The 21,118-nt window shown below is 68.9% G+C and carries 24 protein-coding genes and 1 pseudogene; 6 read left to right on the top strand and 19 right to left on the bottom strand.

From position 1 onward, the window contains the following. Window positions 1-72 precede the first annotated feature (72 nt). The 10 genes from ABIE44_RS00785 to acnA form a co-directional block, all read right to left on the bottom strand. On the bottom strand, window positions 73-1,263 hold the full coding sequence (locus ABIE44_RS00785; protein WP_209713552.1) for an ABC transporter permease: 1,191 nt from the start codon (window positions 1,261-1,263) through the stop codon (window positions 73-75). Continuing rightward, window positions 1,260-2,180, bottom strand: coding sequence for an ABC transporter ATP-binding protein (locus tag ABIE44_RS00790; RefSeq protein WP_209713550.1), 921 nt, complete (start codon window positions 2,178-2,180; stop codon window positions 1,260-1,262). The genes ABIE44_RS00785 and ABIE44_RS00790 overlap by 4 nt, the downstream gene beginning before the upstream one ends. A gap of 29 nt (window positions 2,181-2,209) precedes the next feature. Further along, a complete protein-coding gene (locus ABIE44_RS00795) occupies window positions 2,210-2,608 on the bottom strand; it encodes a DUF6578 domain-containing protein (RefSeq protein ID WP_209713548.1) in 399 nt (132 codons plus the stop codon). After that, a complete protein-coding gene (locus tag ABIE44_RS00800; protein WP_209713546.1) occupies window positions 2,605-2,913 on the bottom strand; it encodes a thiamine-binding protein in 309 nt (102 codons plus the stop codon). The genes ABIE44_RS00795 and ABIE44_RS00800 overlap by 4 nt, the downstream gene beginning before the upstream one ends. 22 nt (window positions 2,914-2,935) lie before the next feature. Then, the gene (locus ABIE44_RS00805) at window positions 2,936-3,274 is read right to left on the bottom strand and encodes a hypothetical protein (protein ID WP_209713544.1); all 339 of its coding nucleotides are present in this window, start codon (window positions 3,272-3,274) and stop codon (window positions 2,936-2,938) included. Further along, on the bottom strand, window positions 3,271-3,762 hold the full coding sequence (locus ABIE44_RS00810; RefSeq protein ID WP_354437727.1) for a SigE family RNA polymerase sigma factor: 492 nt from the start codon (window positions 3,760-3,762) through the stop codon (window positions 3,271-3,273). The genes ABIE44_RS00805 and ABIE44_RS00810 overlap by 4 nt, the downstream gene beginning before the upstream one ends. Continuing rightward, a complete protein-coding gene (locus ABIE44_RS00815; protein WP_354437728.1) occupies window positions 3,755-5,077 on the bottom strand; it encodes a hypothetical protein in 1,323 nt (440 codons plus the stop codon). The genes ABIE44_RS00810 and ABIE44_RS00815 overlap by 8 nt, the downstream gene beginning before the upstream one ends. Window positions 5,078-5,146: 69 nt before the next feature. Further along, window positions 5,147-5,635: a SigE family RNA polymerase sigma factor gene (locus ABIE44_RS00820; RefSeq protein ID WP_209713541.1), complete on the bottom strand. Its 489-nt coding sequence runs from the start codon at window positions 5,633-5,635 to the stop codon at window positions 5,147-5,149. Next, entirely contained in the window at window positions 5,628-6,983 is a 1,356-nt protein-coding gene (locus tag ABIE44_RS00825) for a hypothetical protein (RefSeq protein ID WP_209713539.1), read from the bottom strand. Before ABIE44_RS00825 ends, ABIE44_RS00820 begins: the two co-directional genes overlap by 8 nt. Window positions 6,984-7,246: 263 nt before the next feature. Continuing rightward, window positions 7,247-9,919: an aconitate hydratase AcnA gene (gene acnA / locus ABIE44_RS00830; RefSeq protein ID WP_209713536.1), complete on the bottom strand. Its 2,673-nt coding sequence runs from the start codon at window positions 9,917-9,919 to the stop codon at window positions 7,247-7,249. Between the two features lie 280 nt (window positions 9,920-10,199). Between acnA and ABIE44_RS00835 the strand changes: the two genes are divergently transcribed. After that, on the top strand, window positions 10,200-10,859 hold the full coding sequence (locus ABIE44_RS00835; protein ID WP_209713534.1) for an ion channel: 660 nt from the start codon (window positions 10,200-10,202) through the stop codon (window positions 10,857-10,859). A gap of 4 nt (window positions 10,860-10,863) precedes the next feature. On the opposite strand, the gene ABIE44_RS00840 is transcribed toward ABIE44_RS00835, so the two are convergent. Continuing rightward, the gene (locus ABIE44_RS00840; RefSeq protein WP_209713532.1) at window positions 10,864-11,991 is read right to left on the bottom strand and encodes a class I SAM-dependent RNA methyltransferase; all 1,128 of its coding nucleotides are present in this window, start codon (window positions 11,989-11,991) and stop codon (window positions 10,864-10,866) included. Beyond that, window positions 11,988-14,009: an APC family permease gene (locus ABIE44_RS00845; RefSeq protein ID WP_209713530.1), complete on the bottom strand. Its 2,022-nt coding sequence runs from the start codon at window positions 14,007-14,009 to the stop codon at window positions 11,988-11,990. The genes ABIE44_RS00840 and ABIE44_RS00845 overlap by 4 nt, the downstream gene beginning before the upstream one ends. 166 nt (window positions 14,010-14,175) lie before the next feature. Here ABIE44_RS00845 and ABIE44_RS00850 point away from each other — a divergent pair. The 3 genes and pseudogenes from ABIE44_RS00850 to ABIE44_RS00860 form a co-directional block, all read left to right on the top strand. Further along, window positions 14,176-14,615: pseudogene (locus ABIE44_RS00850) on the top strand (potassium channel family protein); the annotation flags it as partial. Window positions 14,616-14,647: 32 nt separating this feature from the next. Further along, window positions 14,648-14,824, top strand: a complete 177-nt coding sequence (locus tag ABIE44_RS00855) for a hypothetical protein (RefSeq protein ID WP_354437730.1) — start codon at window positions 14,648-14,650, stop codon at window positions 14,822-14,824. A 4-nt stretch (window positions 14,825-14,828) separates the two neighbouring features. Beyond that, window positions 14,829-15,497 (top strand): potassium channel family protein, encoded by a 669-nt coding sequence (locus ABIE44_RS00860; RefSeq protein ID WP_209713526.1) that lies wholly within the window; start codon window positions 14,829-14,831, stop codon window positions 15,495-15,497. A 5-nt stretch (window positions 15,498-15,502) separates the two neighbouring features. On the opposite strand, the gene ABIE44_RS00865 is transcribed toward ABIE44_RS00860, so the two are convergent. Genes ABIE44_RS00865 through dut form a run of 4 tightly spaced genes read right to left on the bottom strand, consistent with a single transcriptional unit; the run spans window position 15,503 to window position 17,741 of the window. Further along, window positions 15,503-16,243 carry a DUF3159 domain-containing protein gene (locus ABIE44_RS00865; protein WP_209713524.1) on the bottom strand — a complete coding sequence of 247 codons (741 nt, stop codon included), beginning with the start codon at window positions 16,241-16,243 and terminating at the stop codon, window positions 15,503-15,505. 6 nt (window positions 16,244-16,249) lie between these two features. After that, window positions 16,250-16,624: an OB-fold nucleic acid binding domain-containing protein gene (locus ABIE44_RS00870; protein ID WP_209713522.1), complete on the bottom strand. Its 375-nt coding sequence runs from the start codon at window positions 16,622-16,624 to the stop codon at window positions 16,250-16,252. A gap of 5 nt (window positions 16,625-16,629) precedes the next feature. Beyond that, the gene (locus ABIE44_RS00875) at window positions 16,630-17,304 is read right to left on the bottom strand and encodes a DUF3710 domain-containing protein (RefSeq protein WP_209713520.1); all 675 of its coding nucleotides are present in this window, start codon (window positions 17,302-17,304) and stop codon (window positions 16,630-16,632) included. Further along, window positions 17,301-17,741 carry a dUTP diphosphatase gene (gene dut / locus ABIE44_RS00880; protein ID WP_209713518.1) on the bottom strand — a complete coding sequence of 147 codons (441 nt, stop codon included), beginning with the start codon at window positions 17,739-17,741 and terminating at the stop codon, window positions 17,301-17,303. Before dut ends, ABIE44_RS00875 begins: the two co-directional genes overlap by 4 nt. Before the next feature lie 89 nt (window positions 17,742-17,830). On the opposite strand from dut, the gene ABIE44_RS00885 reads away from it, so the two are divergent. Next, window positions 17,831-18,289 carry a DUF3093 domain-containing protein gene (locus ABIE44_RS00885; protein WP_209713516.1) on the top strand — a complete coding sequence of 153 codons (459 nt, stop codon included), beginning with the start codon at window positions 17,831-17,833 and terminating at the stop codon, window positions 18,287-18,289. 47 nt (window positions 18,290-18,336) lie between these two features. Continuing rightward, the gene (locus tag ABIE44_RS00890) at window positions 18,337-18,642 is read left to right on the top strand and encodes a DUF4235 domain-containing protein (RefSeq protein ID WP_209713514.1); all 306 of its coding nucleotides are present in this window, start codon (window positions 18,337-18,339) and stop codon (window positions 18,640-18,642) included. An 83-nt stretch (window positions 18,643-18,725) separates the two neighbouring features. Here the strand turns inward: ABIE44_RS00890 and ABIE44_RS00895 are convergent, their stop codons facing one another. From ABIE44_RS00895 to ABIE44_RS00905, 3 genes are all read right to left on the bottom strand, one after another. Further along, window positions 18,726-19,016 carry a DUF4193 domain-containing protein gene (locus ABIE44_RS00895; RefSeq protein WP_209713512.1) on the bottom strand — a complete coding sequence of 97 codons (291 nt, stop codon included), beginning with the start codon at window positions 19,014-19,016 and terminating at the stop codon, window positions 18,726-18,728. Between the two features lie 115 nt (window positions 19,017-19,131). Then, window positions 19,132-19,968, bottom strand: a complete 837-nt coding sequence (locus tag ABIE44_RS00900; RefSeq protein ID WP_209713510.1) for an inositol monophosphatase family protein — start codon at window positions 19,966-19,968, stop codon at window positions 19,132-19,134. Between the two features lie 8 nt (window positions 19,969-19,976). Beyond that, a complete protein-coding gene (locus tag ABIE44_RS00905) occupies window positions 19,977-21,059 on the bottom strand; it encodes a ferrochelatase (RefSeq protein WP_209713508.1) in 1,083 nt (360 codons plus the stop codon). Window positions 21,060-21,118 lie beyond the last annotated feature (59 nt).

Consider the following 21,118-nt stretch of genomic DNA (forward strand, 5'->3'; position numbering starts at 1 on the left):
GAGCCGTCCCGGGGGTCCGGGAACCCACCGACTGCAGTCGGTACAAGAACTGAGCCGCCCTGGGGGGACGGCTCAGTTCTTGCTTTTGGGCTCGGACCGGAGAGCGGCCACGAGAGAGACCCGGTCGCCGGTACGCAGCACGGCGTTCGAGTACAGCCGCCCCGCAAGCCAGACCAGGATCGGGAGGACGGCCAACGACAGGCCGACGGACAAGGCGACGTCCCAGGCCGCGACGCCGCCACCCGCGATCCGGATCGGCATCACCATCGGTGAGGTGAACGGGATGCGCGAGAACCAGACGACCAGCGGATTCTCCGGGTCCCAGGTGCCCACCGAGACCCCAATGACGTACGGGACGACCATCAGCGTGATCACCGGCGAGATCACCGAGCTCACGTCCTCCTGACGTGAGACCAGTGCCGCCAGCCCGGCGAGCACGAGGGCGTAGGACGCGAATCCGATCACGAACCAGCCGATCGCCGCGAGCGCGGTGGCGCCGAGGTTGAGCTCACTGGTGTCGAGGAGCCCGAAGGCGGTCGCGCTGCCCACGCCTCCGGCCACGACGACCACCAGCTGCAGCACCCCGACGGCGCCGATGCCGAGCACCTTGCCCGCCATCAGCTGCCACGGCTTGATCGTGGCGAGCAGCAGCTCGACGACCCGGCTGGACTTCTCCTCCACGACCCCCTGGGCCACGAGCTGCCCGGCAGTGATCAGGCCCAGGAAGATCAGGATCCCCACGACGTACGCCGCGACGACCTGGCCGCCGTCCTGCTCCTTCGGGTCGAGCTCCTTGACCGTCGGGACCGCAGAGGCCAGCGATCCGGCGACCTTGTCCGGGTCACCACCGAGGCTGCTGATCTCGCCCGCGAGCGCCTGCTGCTGGGAGAGCGCGGTGAACACCGACTCGAGCGTCGCGTCGAGGTCGTTTTCGACGACGACCGTCAGCTTGGTCGGCGTACCGACGAGCAGCGCGTCGAGGTCGCCGGACTTCACCAGCTTCTCGCCGGCCTTCCGGTCGGCCACCTTCTTGGTGTCGATGTCGGTCTTGCCGGCCAGCGTCTCGACCGAGGACGACAGGCTTGCCGTCTCCGGGACGACGCCGACCTTCAAGGTGTCCGAGGTGCCCACGACCTTGATCAGCAGGCCGCCGAGCACCACGATCGCCAGCAGCCCTCCGGTCGCGAGCAGGAACGACTTCGAGGTGACCTTCGCCCGGATCTCGCGGCCGGAGACCAGCCGGACGACCGTGGAGGCGTTCACGCTGCCCCCTCGGTCGCGGCCCGCTGGGTGACGACGTCGCGGTAGAGCTCGGTCAAGGACGGGCGCTCCAACCCGAAGCCGTGGACCGGGCCTGCCTTCAGCGCGGCGGCGAGGACGTCCTGCTCGGTCGTCGTGCCGTCCGGGTCGATCTCCACGACGGTGCTGGCGCCGTCGGCGACGAGCACGCGTGCACCGGGCACGGTTGCAGACCAAGCCTCGGCGGTCGGTCCGTCGACCCGCCAGCGTGGAACCTCGTGACGGCGGAGGTCGTCGATCGCACCGACCTCGACCATCTCCCCTGCCGCGATGATGCCGACGCGGTCGCAGAGCCGCTCGACGAGCTCGAGCTGGTGGGAGGAGAACAGGACAGGGACACCAGCGGCCGCGCGCTCGCTGAGGACACCGCTCATCACGTCGACGGCGACCGGGTCGAGGCCGGAGAACGGCTCGTCGAGCACGAGCAGGTCGGGCTCGTGCACCAGGGCCGCGGCCAGCTGAACGCGCTGCTGGTTGCCGAGGGAGAGTTGGACGACCTCGTCGTCACGACGTTCGGCGACGCCGAGGATCTCGGTCCACCGCTCCATCGAGGCGCGCGCCGCCGCGGGGTCCATCCCGTAGAGCCGGGCGAGGTAGACCAGCTGCTCGCCTACCTTCATCCGCGGGTAGAGACCGCGCTCCTCGGGCATGTAGCCGATCCGACGACGCAGGTCCGCGTCGATCGCGCGGCCGTCCCAGCGCACCGCGCCGGAGTCCGCTGCGAGCACCCCGAGGATGATCCGCATCGTGGTGGTCTTGCCGGCTCCGTTGGAGCCGACGAAGCCGAAGATCTCACCGGCTCCCACCGAGAACGTCGTCCCGTTCAGCGCCGTACGGGCACCGTAGGACTTGGACAGGCTGTCGACCTCGAGAACTGCCATGACCCCATCCCAGCACAGCGCTGGCGGGGTTACTCGGCGACGAGGTCGACGACGTACCCGACGAAGCGGCGGCCGCCGCCCGGCTTGTGGTGGCCGGTGCCCTCGGCGACGTCCTCGATCAGCCCGGTGCCAGGAATAGGCGAGATCGCGTTCTCGTGCGGGAGGTCGGGGTTCGGTCCGTACTCGCTGCTCACGGCCCGGATGCGCTGCACCGTGGCGGCGATCCCGGCGTGGCTGTTCTCCAGGCCGCCGTGGTGGTCCTCAGCGTGGGTCAACGAGCCAGCGAGCTCCGCCCCGAGGACCGGGACGAGCCAGTCGCGATCGGGCTGGTCCGACATCGTCCAGTCGACCTCCGAGCCGACCTGGAACGGTTCGCCGCAGCACTGCCACTGCCAGTCGTCGATCCAGACGACGAGCTGTCGGGTCACGCGTTCTTCTCCAGCGCCGCTTCGACCCGCTCAACCTTCGCCGTCATCTGACCGGTCTCGAAGCCCTGGCGGATGTCGGCCTTGAGCACGAATCCGACGCGAGGGGACGTCTCGGCGACCTTGAACACGGCTGCCTTCACGACGGCCATCACCTCGTCCCACTCCCCCTCGATGTTGGTGAACATCGAGTTGGTCTCGTTGGGGAGACCGGAGTCGCGGATCACCTGGACGGCCTCGGCGACGGCCTCGCTAACACCCCCGGTCTCGTCGGCTCCGGACGGGCTGATGCTGATGGCGACGATCATGGAGTCAGGTTAGGTCAGGGGCTCATTCCCACCCGCAGCAGTACAGACCCTGGCACGGCTCTCCGCGCTCGGAACCGTAGACCTCGAACTTGTCGAGACCATCGAGCACCGCGAGCTGATCGGCCCCCTCGAGCTGCGGACCGGCGACGCTGTCCGGTTTGCCCCAGCGCCTCGGCAGATCGTCGAGGTCGCCCTGCCCGACCTGGTCCACGAACAGCGTGTAGAGCGGGTGGTCCGGGAAGCCGTTGACGCGGAGGACCCACCAGCTACCGAACATGCGGGCGGTAAGCGGGAAGCACGCGTTGCCGGTACGCCACCAGCGCGGGCGGGCAAGCGCTGCGATCGCCGACGGCACCTTCACCCCAGCAGGCTAGCGACCTCCGCGACCGGGAGGACCGCACGCAACCGGGCGATCGCGTCACGGTGCTGGGACTTCACCGTTCCCACCGATATACCCAGCAGCTCCGCCGTCTCGGCCTCGGTCCGGTCCTCGAAGTAGCGCAGCACGATCACCGCTCGCTGCCGAGGAGCCAGGGTGGCGAGCGCAGCAGCCAGGGCGAGCCGGTCCTCGATCGCGGGGTCGCTCGACGGCGACTCGGGGAGTCGGTCGGTCGTGACCTCGCGCCACCGCCGACCGCGCCAGCGCGAGATGTTCTCCCGCACCATGATCTTGCGGACGTAGGACTCCGGGTCGTGGTCGATCCGCGACCAGGCCGGCACCGCCTTGATCAGGGCACGCTGAAGCAGGTCCTCGGCGTCCGCACCGTGCCCGGTGAGCAGGTACGCCGTACGGAGCAGCGCACCGGAGCGCGCCACCACGAAGGCTTCGAAGTCGGGACGGTCAGACACGCCGCCTCCACCAGATGACGAGGCACACGAGTCCGACGACCACGGCACCGGTCGTCGTCGCGCGCGCGATGGCCGGGTTGCGGTACTGCTCCGGCTTGGTGCCGTCGACGAGCGGGTTCGCCCAGAGGTCTGAGGCGAACCGCGAGCGCAGCAGGTCGTCCTGGCCGAGGTCGATGGTCCCGCGTTCGGCGGTCGCATCGGTGATGTCGACGATCGCGTAGTCGACGTTCTTGATCACCACGACGACATGGGTGCTGTCGACCCACCCGAGAATGTCGCGGACGTCGGTGATCCCGGGTACGACCCGGAGGTGCTTGCTGTCCGGCCCGACGAACAGCGGCCACGGCGTCGACACGTCAGGATCGGGGTCGACCGGCGGTACTCCGACGTACGCGAACGCCGTCCCGTCGGGACCGAAGGAGGCCGTGCCCGCGTCCATCGCCGTGCGCAACGTCTGCCGCTGCCCGGTCGCCGGGTCGAAGCGGTAGACGTTGCGGTCGCGCGACCAGACGATGCCCGAGGGGGCAGAGCCGGGGTTCGGGAGCCACTTCTCCCCCGGTCCCTCGATGACGGTCTTCCTTCCGGTGCGCACGTCCCAGGCGACGTACGAGTCGGCCTTGTCGTCGGTCTGGCCGTCCGGGGCGTAGCCGGTGATCAGGTACCGGGAGTCCCCGCTGAAGAGAAGCTCTTGCCCGACGAAATCGATCTCCGGGCGGCTGACGTCAGGATCCGCCAGTTCGGTGACCTTGCCCGTCACCGTGTCGTAGAGGCCCCAGCCGACCGCGTGCGAGTCCGCGGTCGGGGTGTCGTCGGAGCGGACGAAGCCGACGGTCCGGCCGTCGGGAGACAGGGCCGCGTCGCGGATCTGCCCCGGCATCGTCTTGTCGTCGGTGGTCGGGAGGTCGAGGAACCGGATCGAGCCGTCGACGGCCGAGACACCGTAGATCCCCGTGTAGCTGACCGTGGTGAACCAGTTCACCGAGCGCCTCCGGTCGCTCGCGCCCAGAGCGGCGAGCCGTCCAGGAGGACCGGCCTCGTCGGTGCCCGGTGTCCACGCCGATGGCTCGTACAGACGCTTCGGGAGGTGCCCGAGACCGCGAGGCTCGTCGGCAGGCTGGGGTGGCCCATCCATGTCCCGCGCGACCTGTACGCCGCCGAGCACCGCGACCAGTGTCAGGGCGGCAGCCGCCGCAGTGCCTGCCGCGCGGCGTACGCGCTGCCGGCGACGACCGCGGTCCCACAGGCCGTCCGCAGAGATCCCTGCGGGCGCCTGGGTCGCCAGGTCGTCCAACCGTTCACCGAGCTCGGTACGCATGCTTCCTCCTGCCAAGGCCATCCTGCTCGTTACGACGCGACGAGGTGGCAAGAAGGTGGGGTGCTCGGGTCAGATTTCTTTCGCGGCTGCGTGGAGGGTCGGCAGCATGCCGCGCAGGCGGGCCAGGGCATCGCTGTGCTGGGACTTCACCGTGCCGAGGGAGACCCCCAAGATACGGGCTGTTTCGGCCTCGGTCAGGTCCTCGTAGTAGCGCAGGACGATGACGGCTCGCTGCTTGGGGGCGAGAGAACGCAGGGCGCGGGCGAGATCGTGGTCGCGATCAGTTGCCGAACCTGGGGCATCGGGCAACGACGCGAACAACCGTTCGCGGCTCCCGTGTTTCCGCCAGCGGGAGATGTGGTCGTTGACCATGACCTTGCGGAGCCATGGCTCCGGCTGATCGCCGATGCGCGCCCATCGCGCGACGGCCTTGACGAGAGCCGCCTGCACCAGGTCCTCGGCCAGGTGCACGTCTCCGCAGAGCAGGTACGCCATGCGCACGAGCGCGGGACGACGCCCGTTGACGTAGTCAGTGAACGAGTCCTCGAGCTCAGACACGTCGCCTCCGTTGGGCCCATGCTCCTGCAGCAAGCGCCACGAACAGCACGACTCCGCCAGCAACTAGACCCGCGATCCTCAGACGCGGGTCGAGGCTGGGTGGATGCACTCCCTCGACCAAAGGCTCTCCCAGCAGGTCGGTGGCAACCTGGAAGAACGGCGACCCGTCTGGGTTTTTGTAATCTTCGCCGCCTGCACCCTCCGCGCTGCCGACCTTCTTCGTCATCCCAGTGGCGAGATCGGTGATGGACAGCTGGTGCTCCCCTGCACCTGCAGGGTGCGTCAGGGACAGCACGTGTTTCGCGTCGAGCCAACCGAGAACCTCCGCGCCGGCCAAGCCTGCGATCGGGGACACGCGCTTGACGACCCCTCGCCGGTCCGCCTCACCCACGAGGACACGTCGGTCGAAGCCGAAGTGGTTGACCACCACCAGCGACCCTTGCCTCGTCGGCTCGGTGTAGTCGTATTCGCCGTCCGACGGCGGCAGGGTGACCGTCGACCCGGGGGTGAGCCTGCCGGAGCCCGCGATGAATCCGTAATGCCGGTCGTCGTCGAGCGGAACCGTCTTCCCCAGGATTCGCCCGTCCAGGTTGGGAGGACCAACGTTCCCGACCGAAGGGAACTCGAAGTTCAAGAGCTCGGGAGTCGACATTCCGATGTCCCAGACGAAGGTGCGGTCCTCGTAGCCTTCACCCGGTCCGTCACTCGCACCAAAGAGAGCAAGGTGGCCCCTGTCGATCCAGAGCAGACTCCGCACGCTGTACGGCGAGAACTTCGGATCGGTTGCGTACGGGTACGGCCAGCGGACGACGTCGCCTGTGCGGGTGTCGTACACCGCGGCACCCTTGGGCAAGGCTCGTTCGGACTTCATGCCCGCCTTGTCGAAGTACCAGTAAGCGATGTGATTGCCATCAGGCGAGAGCTGCAGGTGCGACTCCGCGTAGAGCGCTCGGTACCCGGGAAGCTCGAGGAGTCGGTACTCCCCCGTCCGCGCTGAGACCACGAAGCGCCCTTCGCTGTACTTGTCCCGGCGGACGCCGAGAGCAGCGACGGTTCCCACCGGGCCCTCGTCCGCGGTGGATGGGAGCCAGTCGGGACCCTGCCAGACGTTCTTGGGAACAGCCGGAGCGTGCGGCGATTGCACGGGTACGACGGACGCCGTCGGAACCGCGACGTAGGTACCGAGCCCTGCCAGGACGCCCAGGAGCACGGCAGCCACCCCGACAGCAGCGAGCCGGCGCCGACGCACGCGTGCCCGTCCCTGCTTCCACAAGCCGGCGGGGTCGTTCACCGACGGTGCGACTGCCTGTCCGGCAAGTTCACGCAGCGCTGCTCCGAGATCGTCCATCGGTTCTCACCCTTCCAGAAAGCCTTCGGCCCCACCCGTGTCACGCACGGGTGGGGCCGAAAGGTTGGGTGCTGGTGGAGAAAAGTTTCCGACGTCTCGGCAAGCTCGATGACCGGGGCGTTCCGACGTCTCGGCAGGCTCGACGACCGGGACTGTTCCGACGTCTCGGCAGGCTCGACGACCGGGACTGTTCCGACGTCTCGGCAGGCTCGACGACCGGCGTGGTCCCGACGTCTCGGCAAGCTCGACGACCGGCGGCGGGGTCAGCCCTTCAGCAGGCTCCGCAGCACGAACTGCATGATGCCGCCGTTGCGGTAGTAGTTCGCCTCACCGGGGGTGTCGATCCGGACGACCGCCTCGAAGGAGACGTCGCCGGCAGTGACCTTGACGGTCTTCGGCGTACGGCCCTCGTTGAGCTCGGTGATACCGGTGATGGAGAAGGTCTCCTCGCCGGTCAGGCCGAGCGACTCGGCGTTCTGGCCCTCGGGGTACTGCAGCGGGATGACACCCATGCCGATCAGGTTCGAGCGGTGGATGCGCTCGTAGGACTCGGCGATGACGGCCTTGACGCCCAGGAGCGAGGTGCCCTTGGCCGCCCAGTCGCGCGACGAGCCGGAGCCGTACTCCTTGCCGGAGAGAACCACCAGGGGGATGCCCGCGGCGATGTAGTTCTCGGAGGCCTCGTAGACCGAGGTGACCTCGCCACCGTTGGTGAAGTCGCGGGTAACACCACCCTCGGTGCCCTCGGCCAGCTGGTTGCGCAGCCGGATGTTCGCGAAGGTGCCGCGGATCATGATCTCGTGGTTGCCGCGACGCGAGCCGTAGGAGTTGAAGTCGCGCTGCTCGACGCCGTGCTCGGCGAGGTAACGACCAGCAGGGCTGTCCTTCTTGATCGCACCGGCCGGGCTGATGTGGTCGGTGGTGACCGAGTCGCCGAGCTTCAGCAGGACGCGCGCGCCCTCGATGTCGCTGACCGGGGTCGGCTCGTCGGGCATGCCGTCGAAGTACGGAGCCTTGCGGACGTACGTCGAGCTCGGGTCCCACTCGAAGGTGTTGCCTTCGGGCGTGGGCAGCGAGCGCCAGCGCTCGTCACCGGCGAACACGTCGGAGTAGGACTCGCCGAACATGTCGGAGTTGATCGCCGCGGCGATGGTCTCCTCCACCTCCGACGGGCTCGGCCAGATGTCCTTGAGGAAGACGTCGTTGCCGTCGGAGTCCTGACCCAGCGGGTCCTTGAACAGGTCGACCTTCATCGAGCCGGCCAGCGCGTAGGCGACGACCAGCGGCGGGGAGGCCAGGTAGTTCATCTTGATGTCGGGGCTGATCCGACCCTCGAAGTTGCGGTTGCCCGAGAGCACCGAGACGACGGCGAGGTCGTTGTCGTTGATCGCCGCGGACACCTCGGGGATGAGCGGACCGGAGTTACCGATACAGGTCACGCAGCCGTAACCGACCAGGTTGAAGCCGAGCTTGTCGAGGTACGGCGTCAGGCCGGACTTCTCGTAGTAGTCGGTGACGACCTTGGAACCCGGCGCGAGTGTGGTCTTGACCCACGGCTTGCGGACGAGGCCCTTCTCGACGGCCTTCTTGGCGAGCAGCGCTGCGCCGATCATGACCGAGGGGTTGGAGGTGTTCGTGCACGAGGTGATCGACGCGATCGTGACTGCGCCGTTCTCGAGCTCGAAGGAGGTGCCGTCGGCCAGCGTGACCGGGATCTTCGCGTCCGGGTTCGAGCTGTACGTCGGCAGCTCGGAGGCGAAGGCGGGCGCGGCGTTGGACAGCTCGACACGGTCCTGCGGCCGCTTCGGGCCGGCGAGGCTCGGGACGACGGTCGCGAGGTCGAGCTCGAGCTTCTCGGAGTAGCGCGGCTCAGCGGCCGGGTCGTGCCAGAGGCCGTTCTCCTTGGCGTACGCCTCGACCAGCGCGAGCTGCTCCTCGCTGCGGCCGGTGAGCTTGAGGTACTTGACCGTCTCCTCGTCGATCGGGAAGACCGCGATGGTCGACCCGAACTCCGGGCTCATGTTGCCGATGGTGGCGCGGTTGGCCAGCGGCAGCGCGGAGACGCCCGGGCCGTAGAACTCGACGAACTTGCCGACGACACCGTGCTTGCGGACCATCTCGGTGATGGTGAGCACGAGGTCGGTGGCGGTCGAACCCTCGGGCAGCTCGCCGGAGAGCTTGAAGCCGACGACCCGCGGGATGAGCATGGAGACCGGCTGGCCGAGCATCGCTGCCTCGGCCTCGATGCCGCCGACGCCCCAGCCCACGACGCCGATGCCGTTGACCATGGTGGTGTGCGAGTCGGTGCCGACGCAGGTGTCGGGGTAGGCCTGGAGCTCACCGTCAACTTCACGGGTGAAGACGGTGCGGGCGAGGTGCTCGATGTTGACCTGGTGGACGATGCCGGTGCCCGGCGGGACGACCTTGAAGTCGTCGAAGGCGCCCTGGCCCCAGCGCAGGAACTGGTAGCGCTCGCGGTTGCGCTCGTACTCGATCTCGACGTTGCGCTCGAACGCGTCGGTGGTGCCGAAGACGTCGGCCATCACGGAGTGGTCGATGACCATCTCGGCGGGCGCGAGCGGGTTGATCTTGGTGGCGTCGCCGCCGAGGTCGGCCATGGCCTCACGCATCGTGGCGAGGTCGACGATGCAGGGGACGCCGGTGAAGTCCTGCATGATCACGCGCGCCGGCGTGAACTGGATCTCCTTGTCCGGCTGCGCGTCGGCGTCCCAGGCGCCGAGGTACCGAATGTCGTCGGCGGTGATGTTCGCGCCGTCCTCGGTCCGCAGCAGGTTCTCGAGCAGCACCTTGAGCGAGAACGGCAGCGACGCGACGTCGACGCCGTCACCGGTCACGGCATCGAGCCGGAAGATCTCGTAGGCCTTGCCATTCACGTCCAGGGTGCTCTTGGCACCGAAGCTGTCGACGCTCGCCACGGGCGTTCTCCTCAAGTCGGAAGGTGGATCAACTGGAAGTCTGGGGCCATCTTGCCCACCTCAGCCGGTCGGGCGTAAGGAAGGTTTGCCTAACTCTTGCTGGCCGCAGATATATCTTGATGTCAAGATACACGATATCAAACTTTCTGGAGCAGCCCCAGGGAACTCCCCGAGGAGTCGGCCCGCCGTCTAGCCTCTGCCCATGATCCTCGCTGCGCTCGTCAACGGGAGCTCGGCCACTCGGCCACGAGCAAGCTCGGGCACTCGCTAGCCTCGACCCGTGATCGCGTTCGCACGTCGCACACCGTGCGCCGTCCTGCTGGCGGCCCAGCTGGTCGGCATCCTGCTGTACCCGTTCCTCGACGACTCAGTAGCCGGCCGACAGCTGTTCGCGCTGTTCGGGCTGCTGGTGCTCGGCCTGGCGATCGTGGCCGTCCGGGCCACTCCCCTGCTGTCCTGGGTCGCGATCCTGATCGCTCTGCCGGCCGTCGTGCTCCTGGCCATCCAGGTGGTGAGCAACAACGAGGACCTGGCCCCCTGGGCCTCCGGCTTCGAGTGCGCGCTGTACCTCTACGCCGCCGCCGCGATGCTCTACTACATGCTCGCCGACGACCACGTGACCGTGGACGAGCTCTTCGCCATCGGCGCGGTCTTCACCTTGCTGGCCTGGGCCTTCGCGCACCTGTACGTCGTCGTCCAGGCTCTCGACCCGGGCGCCTTCACCGCCGCGGTAGACCCGGAGGCGGCGCGCACCTGGACCGAGCTGTTGTTCCTCTCGGTGACGACGCTGTCCAGCACCGGGCTCTCCGACATCGTGCCCATCACCGGGCACGCGCGCAGCGTGGTGATGTTCGAGCAGATCGCCGGCATTTTCTACATCGCGATGGTCGTGACCCGGCTCATCGGGATGCAGGCCGGGCGCAAGCTCGACCGCGGCTGATCGGTCAGCCCACCCGTTCGATCAGCGCTACGCACTCGACGTGGTGCGTCATCGGGAACATGTCGAACGAGCGCAGGTTCGCGAGCTTGTAGCCACGCGCAGCGAAGTAGCTGAGGTCGCGTGCCAGTGCCGCAGGATCGCACGCGACGTAGGCGACGGCGCGTGGCGCCAGGTCGACGACCGCGTCCACGACCTCTTTGCGGGCTCCCTCGCGCGGCGGGTCCAGCACGACGATGTCCGCCATCGTGTCCAGTTCGGCCAGGACCCGGTCGACGCGGCCGGCACGGGTCTTCACGTGGCGGAGATCAGCCAGGTTCGAGCCGGCCAGGTCACTGGCCCGCCGGTCGCCCTCGATGCTCGTCACGCTGCCGGTCGGGCCGACCGCCTCGGCGAGGAAAGCGGAGAACAGGCCGACGCCGGCGTACAGGTCCATCGCGCGCTCACCGGGCTGCGGGGCGAGCAGGTCCATCACTGCGCCCACGAGTGTCTCAGGGGCACCCGGGTGCACCTGCCAGAAGCCGTCGCCGGCGACGTCGAAGGAGCGCCCGAGCACGGTCTCGGTCACGGTGCCCCGGACCGGAGGTTCTCCGGCCAGGACGATGCGCGCGCCGGGCGCCTCGATCAGGCAGTCCTCGACGGGCACGATCTCGTGGGAGTGGTTCTTGCGGAGCCCGTACCGCCCTTCGGGCAGTCCGACGTACTGCATCCGGGTGCGCCAGTGCAGGCCGTCGGCAGACCCACGGACCTGCTCGACGGCGACGTCGTGATCGATCCCGGCAAGACGCTTCAGCTGCTCGGAGACAACAGCTGCCTTCAGCCTGCGCTGGGCCGGCAGGGCTACGTGCTGGAAGTCGCAGCCACCGCAACCGCCGGGACCGGCCAGCGCGCACGGCGCCTCGACACGATCGGGCGACGGCTCGAGGATCTCGACGGCGTCACCGCGCAGGAAGCGCTTCGCGACGTCGGTGATCTCGATGACGACGCGCTCCTCGGGCAGGGCGTGCCGGACGAAGACGACGACCGAGGTGTCCTCGAACGGGAGGCGGGCGACCATGTGACCGCCGTGAGCGACGGGGCCGATGGTGGCCTCGACGCGGTCGCCGACCTCGTACGGCGTCCGGAGGCGGCTCATCGGTCGCGACCGCCGCGGCGGATGTCACCGGGACGGGAGCGGAGCAGCTCCCAGTCCTCGCGCTCCTTGCCGACCTCGGAACCACGCAGCTGGTAGGGCACGGAGGTGACCATGACGCCTGGCGTGAAGAGCAGGCGACCCTTCAGGCGCAGGGCGGTCTGGTTGTGCAGCAGCTGCTCCCACCACCGGCCGACGACGTACTCGGGGATGTAAACCGCGACGACTCCGCGCGGGTTCGCCTCGCGGATCTGGACGGCGTACTGGACGATCGGGCGGATGATCTCCCGGTACGGCGAGTAGAGCACCTTGAGCGGGACGTCGATGCGGCGCTCGTCCCAGCCCTCGAGGAGCTTGTCGGTCTGCTCCTGCTCGAACCCGACGTAGATCGCCTCCAGCACGTTCGGACGCGTCGCCTTGGCGAAGGCCAGGGCGCGCATCGTCGGCTTGTGCAGCTTGGAGACCAGCACGATCGCGTGCACCCGGGTCGGCATGATCGGGTCGGCGTCGCCGATGACGAGCTCGGCCTCGACGCGGTCGTAGTGCCGCCGGATCCGCATCATGATCACGTAGAAGACGATCATCGCCAGGATCGCGATCCAGGCGCCGGCCAGGAACTTGGTGAGCAGCACGATCACGAAGACGACGGCGGTCATCGCGAGCCCGAAGGTGTTGATGGCGCGGGAGCGGTACATCCGGCGACGCTCGGCCGGGTTCTTCTCGGTCTTCAGGTGCCGAGTCCAGTGCAGGATCATGCCGAGTTGGCTGAGGTTGAACGACACGAAGACGCCGACGATGTAGAGCTGGATCAGCCGGGTCGGCTCGGCCTGGAAGGCGACGATGAGGATGATGGCGATCGCGGCCAGGAAGAGGATGCCGTTGCTGTAGGCGAGCCGGTCGCCGCGTGAGCCCAGCGCGCGCGGGGCGAACCCGTCGCGGGCCAGGATCGAGCCGAGCACCGGGAAGCCGTTGAAGGCGGTGTTCGCGGCCAGGATGAGGATGATGCCGGTCATCGCGATGACGAAGTAGAAGCCCGGCGAGAAGTCGCTGAACACGGCGCGGGCGATCTGCGCGATGACGGTGTGCTGGTCGAAGCCGTCCTTCAGTGCGCTGCCGTCGGGGTTCTTGAGGCGCTCGATGTCCTTGGCGTCGACGTACTTCAGGCCCATGTTGCGGGCCAGGATGATGATCGAGAGCAGCATGGTGATCGCGATCGCCGCGAGCAGCGCCAGCGTGGTCGCGGCGTTCTTGCTCTTCGGCTTCTGGAACGCGGGCACGCCGTTCGAGATCGCCTCGACTCCGGTGAGGGCCGCACAGCCCGACGAGAACGCCCGGGCCAGCAGGAAGATCATCGCGATCGTGCTGATGTCGCCGCCGTAGCCGGAGGCGGCCTCCAAGGTGTACTTCGCGCTCTCGACGTCGGGGAGGTTGCCCTCGGCGCTGCGCAGGGCCGCGTACGCCGCCATGCCGAGCACGCCGATCATGAACCCGTACGTCGGGATGGCGAAGGCCGCTCCGGACTCGCGGATACCGCGGAGGTTCATCGCCGCGAGGATCGCGACCAGGACGCAGGCCCACTCCGTCTCGTGGCCGTTCACGAACGGGATCGCCGCCGCGGCGTTCTGGACGCCCGAGGAGACCGACACCGCGACGGTGAGCACGTAGTCGACCAGCAGGGCACTGGCGACGGTGACGCCGGCCTTCTTGCCGAGGTTGACCGTGGCCACCTCGTAGTCGCCACCGCCGCTCGGGTAGGCGTGCACGTTCTGCCGGTAGGACAGCACGACGGTGGCCATCACCAGCGCGACGGCGAGGCCGATCTTCCAGCTGAAGCTGTACGCGCTGATGCCCGCGACCGAGAGCATGATGAAGACCTCGTCGGGCGCGTAGGCGACCGAGGACAGTGCGTCGGAGGCGAAAACGGGGAGGGCGATGCGCTTCGGGAGCAAGGTCTCGCCGAGCTGCGAGCTCCGGAGCTTGCGACCGAGGATGATCCGTTTGGATACGCCACCAACACCCATGAGCCGAGGCTATCGAGTGCCCGAGCTTGCTCGTGGCCGAGTGGCCGAGAGCTCATTGACGAACGAAGTGAGGATCACGAGAGGAAACGGTAGAGCACAGACGGCCACCATTAGGCATTGATGGGCTCCGCTGTGCAGTAGCGTTTCGCACGTGCACGTAGTGATCATGGGATGCGGCCGGGTCGGCTCGACCTTGGCGCGCTCTCTCGAGGACCGGAACCACACCGTCAGCGTGATCGACAGCAACCCGGACTCGTTCCGGCGTCTCGGCCCGTCGTTCAACGGTCTCAAGGTCACCGGCTACGGCTTCGACCAGCAGGTGCTCACCGACGCCGGCATCGAACGCGCCGACGCGTTCGCCGCGGTGAGCAGCGGCGACAACTCCAACATCATCGCGGCGCGCGTGGCCCGGGAGACCTTCGGGATCCAGCAGGTCGTCGCCCGCATCTACGACCCCGGCCGCGCCGAGGTCTACCAGCGTCTGGGCATCACCACGGTCGCCACCGTGAAGTGGACCGCCGACCAGGTCCTGCGGCGTCTGCTGCCCGCCGGCGCCGAGCCGGACTTCCGCGACCCGTCCGGCACCATCCGCCTCGACCAGGGTCCCGGCCTCCGAGCCGTGGATCGGTGAGCGCACGGTGAAATTCCAGGAACAGTCCAAGTGCCGGATCGCCTGGATCGACCGCCTCGGCGAGGGCATGCTGCCGACCCGCGAGTCGGTGATCCAGGAGGGCGACCTGCTGCACGTCGTGCTGCGCGAGGAGAACGCCACCCACGCGTACGCCGTCATCGAGTCCGGCCCGGAAGCGGAGTAGTCCCATGCGCGTAGCCATCGCCGGAGCAGGCGCCGTCGGCCGTTCCATCGCCCGCGAGCTGATCGGGAACGGCCACCAGGTCCTGCTCATCGACAAGGAGCCCCGCTCCATCAAGCCCGAGCGGGTTCCCGACGCCGAGTGGCTGCTCGCCGACTCCTGCGAGCTCTCCTCGCTGGAGGAGGCGCGCCTGGAGCACTGCGACGTCGTGATCGCGGCGACCGGCGACGACAAGGCCAACCTGGTCACCTCCCTGCTCGCCAAGACCGAGTTCGGGGTGCCGCGCACGGTGGGCCGGGTCAACCACCCGGACAACGAGTGGCTGTTCACCGAGGCCTGGGGCGTGGACGTCAACGTGTCGACCCCGCGGATCATGTCCGCGCTCGTCGAGGAGGCCGTCACGGTCGGCGACCTTGTCCGGCTGTTCACCTTCCGCCAGGGGCAGGCGAACCTCGTCGAGATGACCCTGCCCGAGGACTCCCCCTACGTCGGCAAGCCGTCCGGCCTGATCCCGTTCCCGGACAACTGCTCGCTGGTGACGATCCTCCGCGACAGCCAGGTCTACACGCCGACGCCGGAGCAGCCCGTGGAGTCCGGCGACGAGCTGCTGTTCGTCTGCCAGGCCGACGTCGAGGAGGACCTCGAGCGGTTGCTCAACCCCGGCGGGCACCAGTAGGGGGGTCACGCCTCCGCGGTGCGACCGTCGGCGGGACCCAGGTCCACGTCGTACGCCGGGTCGATCGGCGTGTGGTTGCGCCCCAGCAGCCAGACCAGTGCCGACCAGGACGCGACCCGCAGCGGCCAGCCGAGACCGATCCGCAGCCCGGTCAGGATGGTGACGGCGGTGTCGGCCTCGAGCGTGCCCTGGTGGCCCAGCAGCCAGACGGGTCCCTGCAGCAGGACGCCGACCAGACCGGGCAGCATCAGCAGCCAGGTCAGCTGCACGCAGAGCTTCACGATCTGCGGGTTGTCGTGCCAGGCGGTCGGGTCTCCGGCGACGCTGCCGACCATGAAGCCGACCAGCGGCCACCGGGTCAGGCAGGAGATCACCGTGATCACCGACAGGCCGCCCGAGGTGATGATGCCGGGCAGGAAGTAGGCGAGTGCCTGGTCGTCCGCGCTGCCTCCCGAGCTCGCCGACAGGTGCACGAAGAACCACCCGACGCCGATCCCGAACAGCGCGTTCAGCACGAACTGCGTGGTCGTGCGCTGCACGAGCCGGACCACGAGGAGCACCAGGGCCGACGCAGCGCTGATGACCAGCGCGAGCTTGATCTCCTTCGTCGGCAGCCAGATCAGCGTGAACAGCAGGGTCGGGACAGCCGCCTCGAGCATGCCGCGTCGCCCGCCGAGCGCCTTGGCCAGCTGCGCGCGGACGGCCGCTTCGACCGTCTCGATCGACGGGGTGGTCGGTGTCGCCATCGGCTCTCAGTACCGCAGGTCGTAGCGCGGGTTGTAGATCGTCCGCACCCCGCCGTGGACCCCGATCCGCCCGGTCACCCGGATGGCGCGGCCCGGGAAGATGCCGGCGATCCGGCGACGTCCCAGCCACAGCACGGTGATGGTGCCGCTGCCGTCGTACAGCTCGGCCTCCAGGGCGGGTACGCCGCCGCGGGGGCGCAGTGTCACGGTCTTCAGGGTGCCCTGCACCGTGACCATCTCGCGGTCGGGGGCGTCGTCGATGCGCTGGCAGCCCGCCTTCGCCGCCTTCGCGACGTCGCGCTGCAGGTCGACCGCCTCGGCGTGCGCCTGGCTCGCCCACTGGCGGATGCCGCTGCGCAGTCGTCCCTTGGTGTGTGCCATGCGGGTCAGCGTAGTCCTGCGTCGGTAGCCGCTTCGTCCTCGGTCTGCGGACGTGCCTCGGGCGGCAGCTTCAGCGGCAGCGGCTCTCCCGGAGCCATCGCCTCGTGGCCGCGGCGTACGGCGAGCGAACGGATCGCCTGCTCGAACGGAGCGCAGTACTCGGCGTCCATCGCGGGCCGGCCGGCCATCGTCGCGCGCACGAACCAGCGCGGACCGTTGTAGCCGACGATCCGGGACGGCTGGACCAGGGACTCTCCTTCGGGGCCCTCGACCGGGACCTGGCAGTACAGCTCGGTACCGAAGGAACCCTCACGCTCGGTCGCAGTGCCCCCGCGACGCTCGGTGTCGGCCGCGATCTCGCTGCGCGCCTCGTCCCAGAGGTCGCCGCCGCGCGAGTTCGCGAACGCACGCATCTCCAGCACGCCCTCCTCGGCGACCAGCAGCACGGCCAGCACCTCGCCGGAGTCCTCGTCGACCTGCAGCCGCAGCTCGAGGCCGTCGACCGGCGCGACGAGCATGCTGCCGAGGTCGATGTAGGTCGTGTCCGGGTCGAGGTCCTCGACGTCGACGGGACCGGCCGGCGCCGGGTCAGCAGACGTCTCGGCAGGCTCGACCACCGAGGCGTCGGGCGTCCCGGCAGGCTCCACGACCGGGTCGGTGTTCTTGCGGCGCAGTCTCATGCGAATCCTCCTGTGGAGCCGTGGCCCCCCGTACCCCGAGCGGACTCGGGCAGCGTGTCGACCTCCACGAAGTCCGCGGTCTCGAAGCGCTGGATCACCAGCTGGGCGATCCGGTCGCCGCGGGAGAGCACGATCGGGGTCGTGGGGTCGAGGTTCACCAGGCACACCTGGATCTCGCCACGGTAGCCCGCGTCCACAGTCCCGGGCGCATTCACGATGGAGAGCCCGGCCTTGGCGGCCAGCCCCGAACGCGGGTGCACCAGGCCGACGTACCCGTCGGGGAGCGCGAGTGCGATGCCGGTCGGGACCAGCTGTCGCTGTCCCGGCTGGAGCGTCACGTCCTCGCGCGCGTACAGGTCCGCGCCGGCGTCTCCCTGCTTCGCGTACGCCGGCAGAGGGAGCCCGGGATCGAGGCGGGTGATCTGGATCGACAACATTGGATGGACCCTACCGGCGGGCATCCGGGCCCGGGATGTCAGGCTTTGCCCACGGACACGGGTCCAGGACCAGCCAGAGAGGGAGTGACATGCCGACCGCCTACAGCGAGCGCCTGCACGTCCCGCTGCGCTGGTGGGTGCAGGCGACGATGTTCGTCGCGACCATCTGGCTGGCGTTCATCGTGGCGCTCCCGGAGTGGTTCGCCTGGGCCGGCACCATCGCCCTGCTGCTGATCGTGTTCGGCCTGTTCTCCTGGGTCGGGTCGAGCAGGATCGAGGTCCGCGACGGCGTCCTGTACGCCGGACCCGCGCACATCGCGCTGGAGCACCTCGGTACCGCCGAGCCGTTGGACAAGGACGCCACCCGCCGGGTGCACGGCGTCGAGGCGAACGCGCGGGCATTCCTGCACACGCGGCCCTACATCTCCCGTGCCGTCCGGGTGGCCATCGAGGATCCGAGCGACCCGGCGCCGTACTGGTTGCTGTCGACCAGGCACCCCCGCAAGCTGGCCGCCGCACTGACCGAGCGGTCCCCCGCCGACGCCTGAGCGCACTCGCTAGGCTGGACACTTCCGTCGACCAACCCGAGGTGAACATGTCGAAGAACGCCGAGACCAACGGCGAGCAGGACAGCTCGAAGATCTGGGGCGCGTTCTCGCTGGTGGCGGCGCTGCTCGCCGCGAGCGTGGCTCGCAAGGGCCTGACGGCGACCTGGAAGGCAGCGGCCGGCAAGGAGCCGCCGGCCAACCCGGCCGACCCGGAGGTGAGCCTCAACGAGGCGTTGCTGTGGGCGGGGCTCAGCGGTCTGCTGGTCGGCATCGCCCGGATGCTCGCGACGCGGCGGGCGGCGGACTACTACGCGCGTTCGGTCGGCAAGCTGCCTCCGGGGTCGCAGAGCTAGACGCGGCCCCCGAGAACGGACCCGAGAACGACCAACGGCCGTCGACCCCATCCGGGTCGGCGGCCGTTCCGTCGTCTGTCAGCTCACACGCAGTCGCGGCAGATCCGCTTCTTCTCGTCAGCGAGCTGGCTGCGGTGGTGCACCAGGAAGCAGCTCATGCAGGTGAACTCGTCGTCCTGACGAGGCATGACCTCGACAGCGAGCTCCTCGTGGCTCAGGTCAGCGCCGGGCAGCTCGAAGGACTCAGCAGCCTCGGTCTCGTCCTCGTCGACCTTGCCGGAGTTCTTGTCGTGCCGCCGCGCCTTGAGCTCCTCGAGGCTGTCCTCGTTCTGCTCTTCCTCGGTCTTGCGTGGTGCGTCGTAATCGGTTGCCATCGTCCCTCTCCTGCCCCCGTTGTTCTACCTACCGCCTTTTTGTGACGGCGCGCAGATTGTGCACCACCTAGCCGGAAATAGCACGTTCCAACGGCGAGCCGCTCTGCGAAAGGACTCAACCACGCTCGGGGGCTGCTTGTTCCCGCTCCCTGACGAAGCCGCAGGAGCCCACCAGAGCCCGGAATCCGGCGTACGACGGCGTCGGTGCGGCCACCACCAGGATGCGTCCGAAGACGCCCGTCAGGACCTCCACACGGGCACCCGCCTCGTGGGCGATCACGCGCCCGGCCGCATAGTCCCACGCTCCCCCGATGCCCTCCTCGACGTAGGCGTCCAGGGTGCCCTCGGCGACCGCGCACAGGTCCAGCGCGCACGAGCCGAACCGGCGTACGTCGGCGATCTGCGGCAGCAGCGCGGAGAAGGTCCGTGCCTGGCTGACCCGCAGGTCGCGCTGGTAGGAGAAGCCCGTGCCGACCAGCGCCCTCTCCAGCGGGACGGGTTCGGCTGCACGGATCGGGACGCCGTTGCGCCACGCGCCGCGGCCGACGACCCCGGTGTACTCCACGTCCTGGGCCGGGCTGAGCACGACGCCGACGGCGGGCTCGCCGTCGACCTCGACCCCGATCGAGACGGCGTACTGGGCCAGGCCGTGCGCGTAGTTCACGGTGCCGTCGATCGGGTCGACGATCCAGCGCACCCCGGTGGTGCCGTCCTGGTCGGAGCCTTCCTCGCCGAGGATGCCGTCGTCGGGGCGGGCGGCCAGGATGCGGCGCTTGATCAGTGCCTCGCTGGCCTGGTCCGCAGCCGTGACGATGTCGGTCGCGCTGCTCTTGGTCTCGGCGACCTCGACCCCGGCGGCACGGGCGCTGCGGATCAGCTCACCGGCCTCGCGGGCGATGTCGGTGGCGAGCACGAGCAGCTCGTCGAGATCGGCGCCGGTCGATGCGGTCACCCGGCACCTCAGTCCGAGCCGCAGAGCGCCGGGCGGGGTCCGCGCGGGTTCGGGCAGCACCCGGCTGCGCAGACGTCCCACGCCGCCGGCACCGGTCCGATGACCGCCCGTTCGGGCTCCTCGCCCCGCTCGACGGCAGCACGCTCGAGGAGCAGGTCCCGGATCATCGCGACGAAGCGCGGGTCGACCCCGGCGGTCGCGGCCCGCTCGAACGCCATCCCGAGCCGTTCGGCCGTCGCTGCCGCCTCGGTGTCGAGGTCGTAGATGACTTCCATGTGGTCCGAGACGAACCCGATCGGCACCAGCACGACAGCCCGAACGCCTGCTTCGTGGAGCGCCTCGAGGTGGTCGTTCACGTCGGGTTCGAGCCAGGGCATCGACGGCGGCCCCGACCGCGAGCAGTAGACGAGCTCGCTCGGGTAGCGGTGCCCGGTCTCCTCACGGACCCGGTCGACGATCTCGTCCATCACGGTCACGTGCTGATGCGCGTAGGCACCGCCGATCGGGCCGGACGTGTCGTTCATGGTCGTCGGGATCGAGTGGGTCACGAAGACCAGGTGGGCCTCGCCCCGCAGGGCGTCGGGCAGACCCGCGAGCGCCGTGAGCGTCGCGTCCAGGTTCGGCTCGATGAAGCCCGGGTGGTTGAAGTAGGCGCGCAACCGGTCCAGCTGAGGGGCTCCCGGGACCTCGGCGACCGCGTCAGCGAAGTTCTCCCGGTACTGCCGGCAGCCCGAGTACGACGAGTACGCCGAGGTGACCAGACAGGCGGCGCGGGTGATCCCGTCGGCCTTCATCTGCTCCAGCGCATCGGTCAGGTAGGGGTCCCAGTTGCGGTTGCCCCAGTAGACCGGCAGGTCGACGTCGTGGCTGGCGAGATCCTCACGGATCGCGTCGAGCAACGCGCGGTTCTGGTCGTTGATCGGGCTCCGACCACCGAACAGCGTGTAGTGCGCGCCGACCTCGACCAGCCGCTCGTCGGGGATGTTCTTGCCGGCGGTCACGTTGCGCAGGAAGGGGACGACGTCATCGGGCTTCTCGGGGCCCCCGAAGGAGACCAGCAGCAAGGCGTCGTACGGGGCGGCACCAGTCATGCCCGAAATCCTAGGTGGCGGAGAAACCCGGGTGAGATCGACCCGGCCCACCCCGTAGT

It is taken from the genome of Marmoricola sp. OAE513, from assembly GCF_040546585.1.
Lineage (GTDB): Bacteria > Actinomycetota > Actinomycetes > Propionibacteriales > Nocardioidaceae > Marmoricola.

Excerpts from the sequence above, each read along its gene's own strand:
- ABIE44_RS00790 (WP_209713550.1), bottom strand. The coding sequence starts at position 2,180 with ATGGCAGTTCTCGAGGTCGACAGCCTGTCCAAGTCCTACGGTGCCCGT.
- ABIE44_RS00800 (WP_209713546.1), bottom strand. The coding sequence starts at position 2,913 with ATGATCGTCGCCATCAGCATCAGCCCGTCCGGAGCCGACGAGACCGGG.
- ABIE44_RS00815 (WP_354437728.1), bottom strand. The coding sequence starts at position 5,077 with ATGCGTACCGAGCTCGGTGAACGGTTGGACGACCTGGCGACCCAGGCG.
- ABIE44_RS00825 (WP_209713539.1), bottom strand. The coding sequence starts at position 6,983 with ATGGACGATCTCGGAGCAGCGCTGCGTGAACTTGCCGGACAGGCAGTC.
- ABIE44_RS00840 (WP_209713532.1), bottom strand. The coding sequence starts at position 11,991 with ATGAGCCGCCTCCGGACGCCGTACGAGGTCGGCGACCGCGTCGAGGCC.
- ABIE44_RS00845 (WP_209713530.1), bottom strand. The coding sequence starts at position 14,009 with ATGGGTGTTGGTGGCGTATCCAAACGGATCATCCTCGGTCGCAAGCTC.
- ABIE44_RS00860 (WP_209713526.1), top strand. The coding sequence starts at position 14,829 with ATGCGCGTAGCCATCGCCGGAGCAGGCGCCGTCGGCCGTTCCATCGCC.
- ABIE44_RS00865 (WP_209713524.1), bottom strand. The coding sequence starts at position 16,243 with ATGGCGACACCGACCACCCCGTCGATCGAGACGGTCGAAGCGGCCGTC.
- ABIE44_RS00870 (WP_209713522.1), bottom strand. The coding sequence starts at position 16,624 with ATGGCACACACCAAGGGACGACTGCGCAGCGGCATCCGCCAGTGGGCG.
- ABIE44_RS00875 (WP_209713520.1), bottom strand. The coding sequence starts at position 17,304 with ATGAGACTGCGCCGCAAGAACACCGACCCGGTCGTGGAGCCTGCCGGG.
- dut (WP_209713518.1), bottom strand. The coding sequence starts at position 17,741 with ATGTTGTCGATCCAGATCACCCGCCTCGATCCCGGGCTCCCTCTGCCG.
- ABIE44_RS00885 (WP_209713516.1), top strand. The coding sequence starts at position 17,831 with ATGCCGACCGCCTACAGCGAGCGCCTGCACGTCCCGCTGCGCTGGTGG.
- ABIE44_RS00890 (WP_209713514.1), top strand. The coding sequence starts at position 18,337 with ATGTCGAAGAACGCCGAGACCAACGGCGAGCAGGACAGCTCGAAGATC.
- ABIE44_RS00895 (WP_209713512.1), bottom strand. The coding sequence starts at position 19,016 with ATGGCAACCGATTACGACGCACCACGCAAGACCGAGGAAGAGCAGAAC.
- ABIE44_RS00905 (WP_209713508.1), bottom strand. The coding sequence starts at position 21,059 with ATGACTGGTGCCGCCCCGTACGACGCCTTGCTGCTGGTCTCCTTCGGG.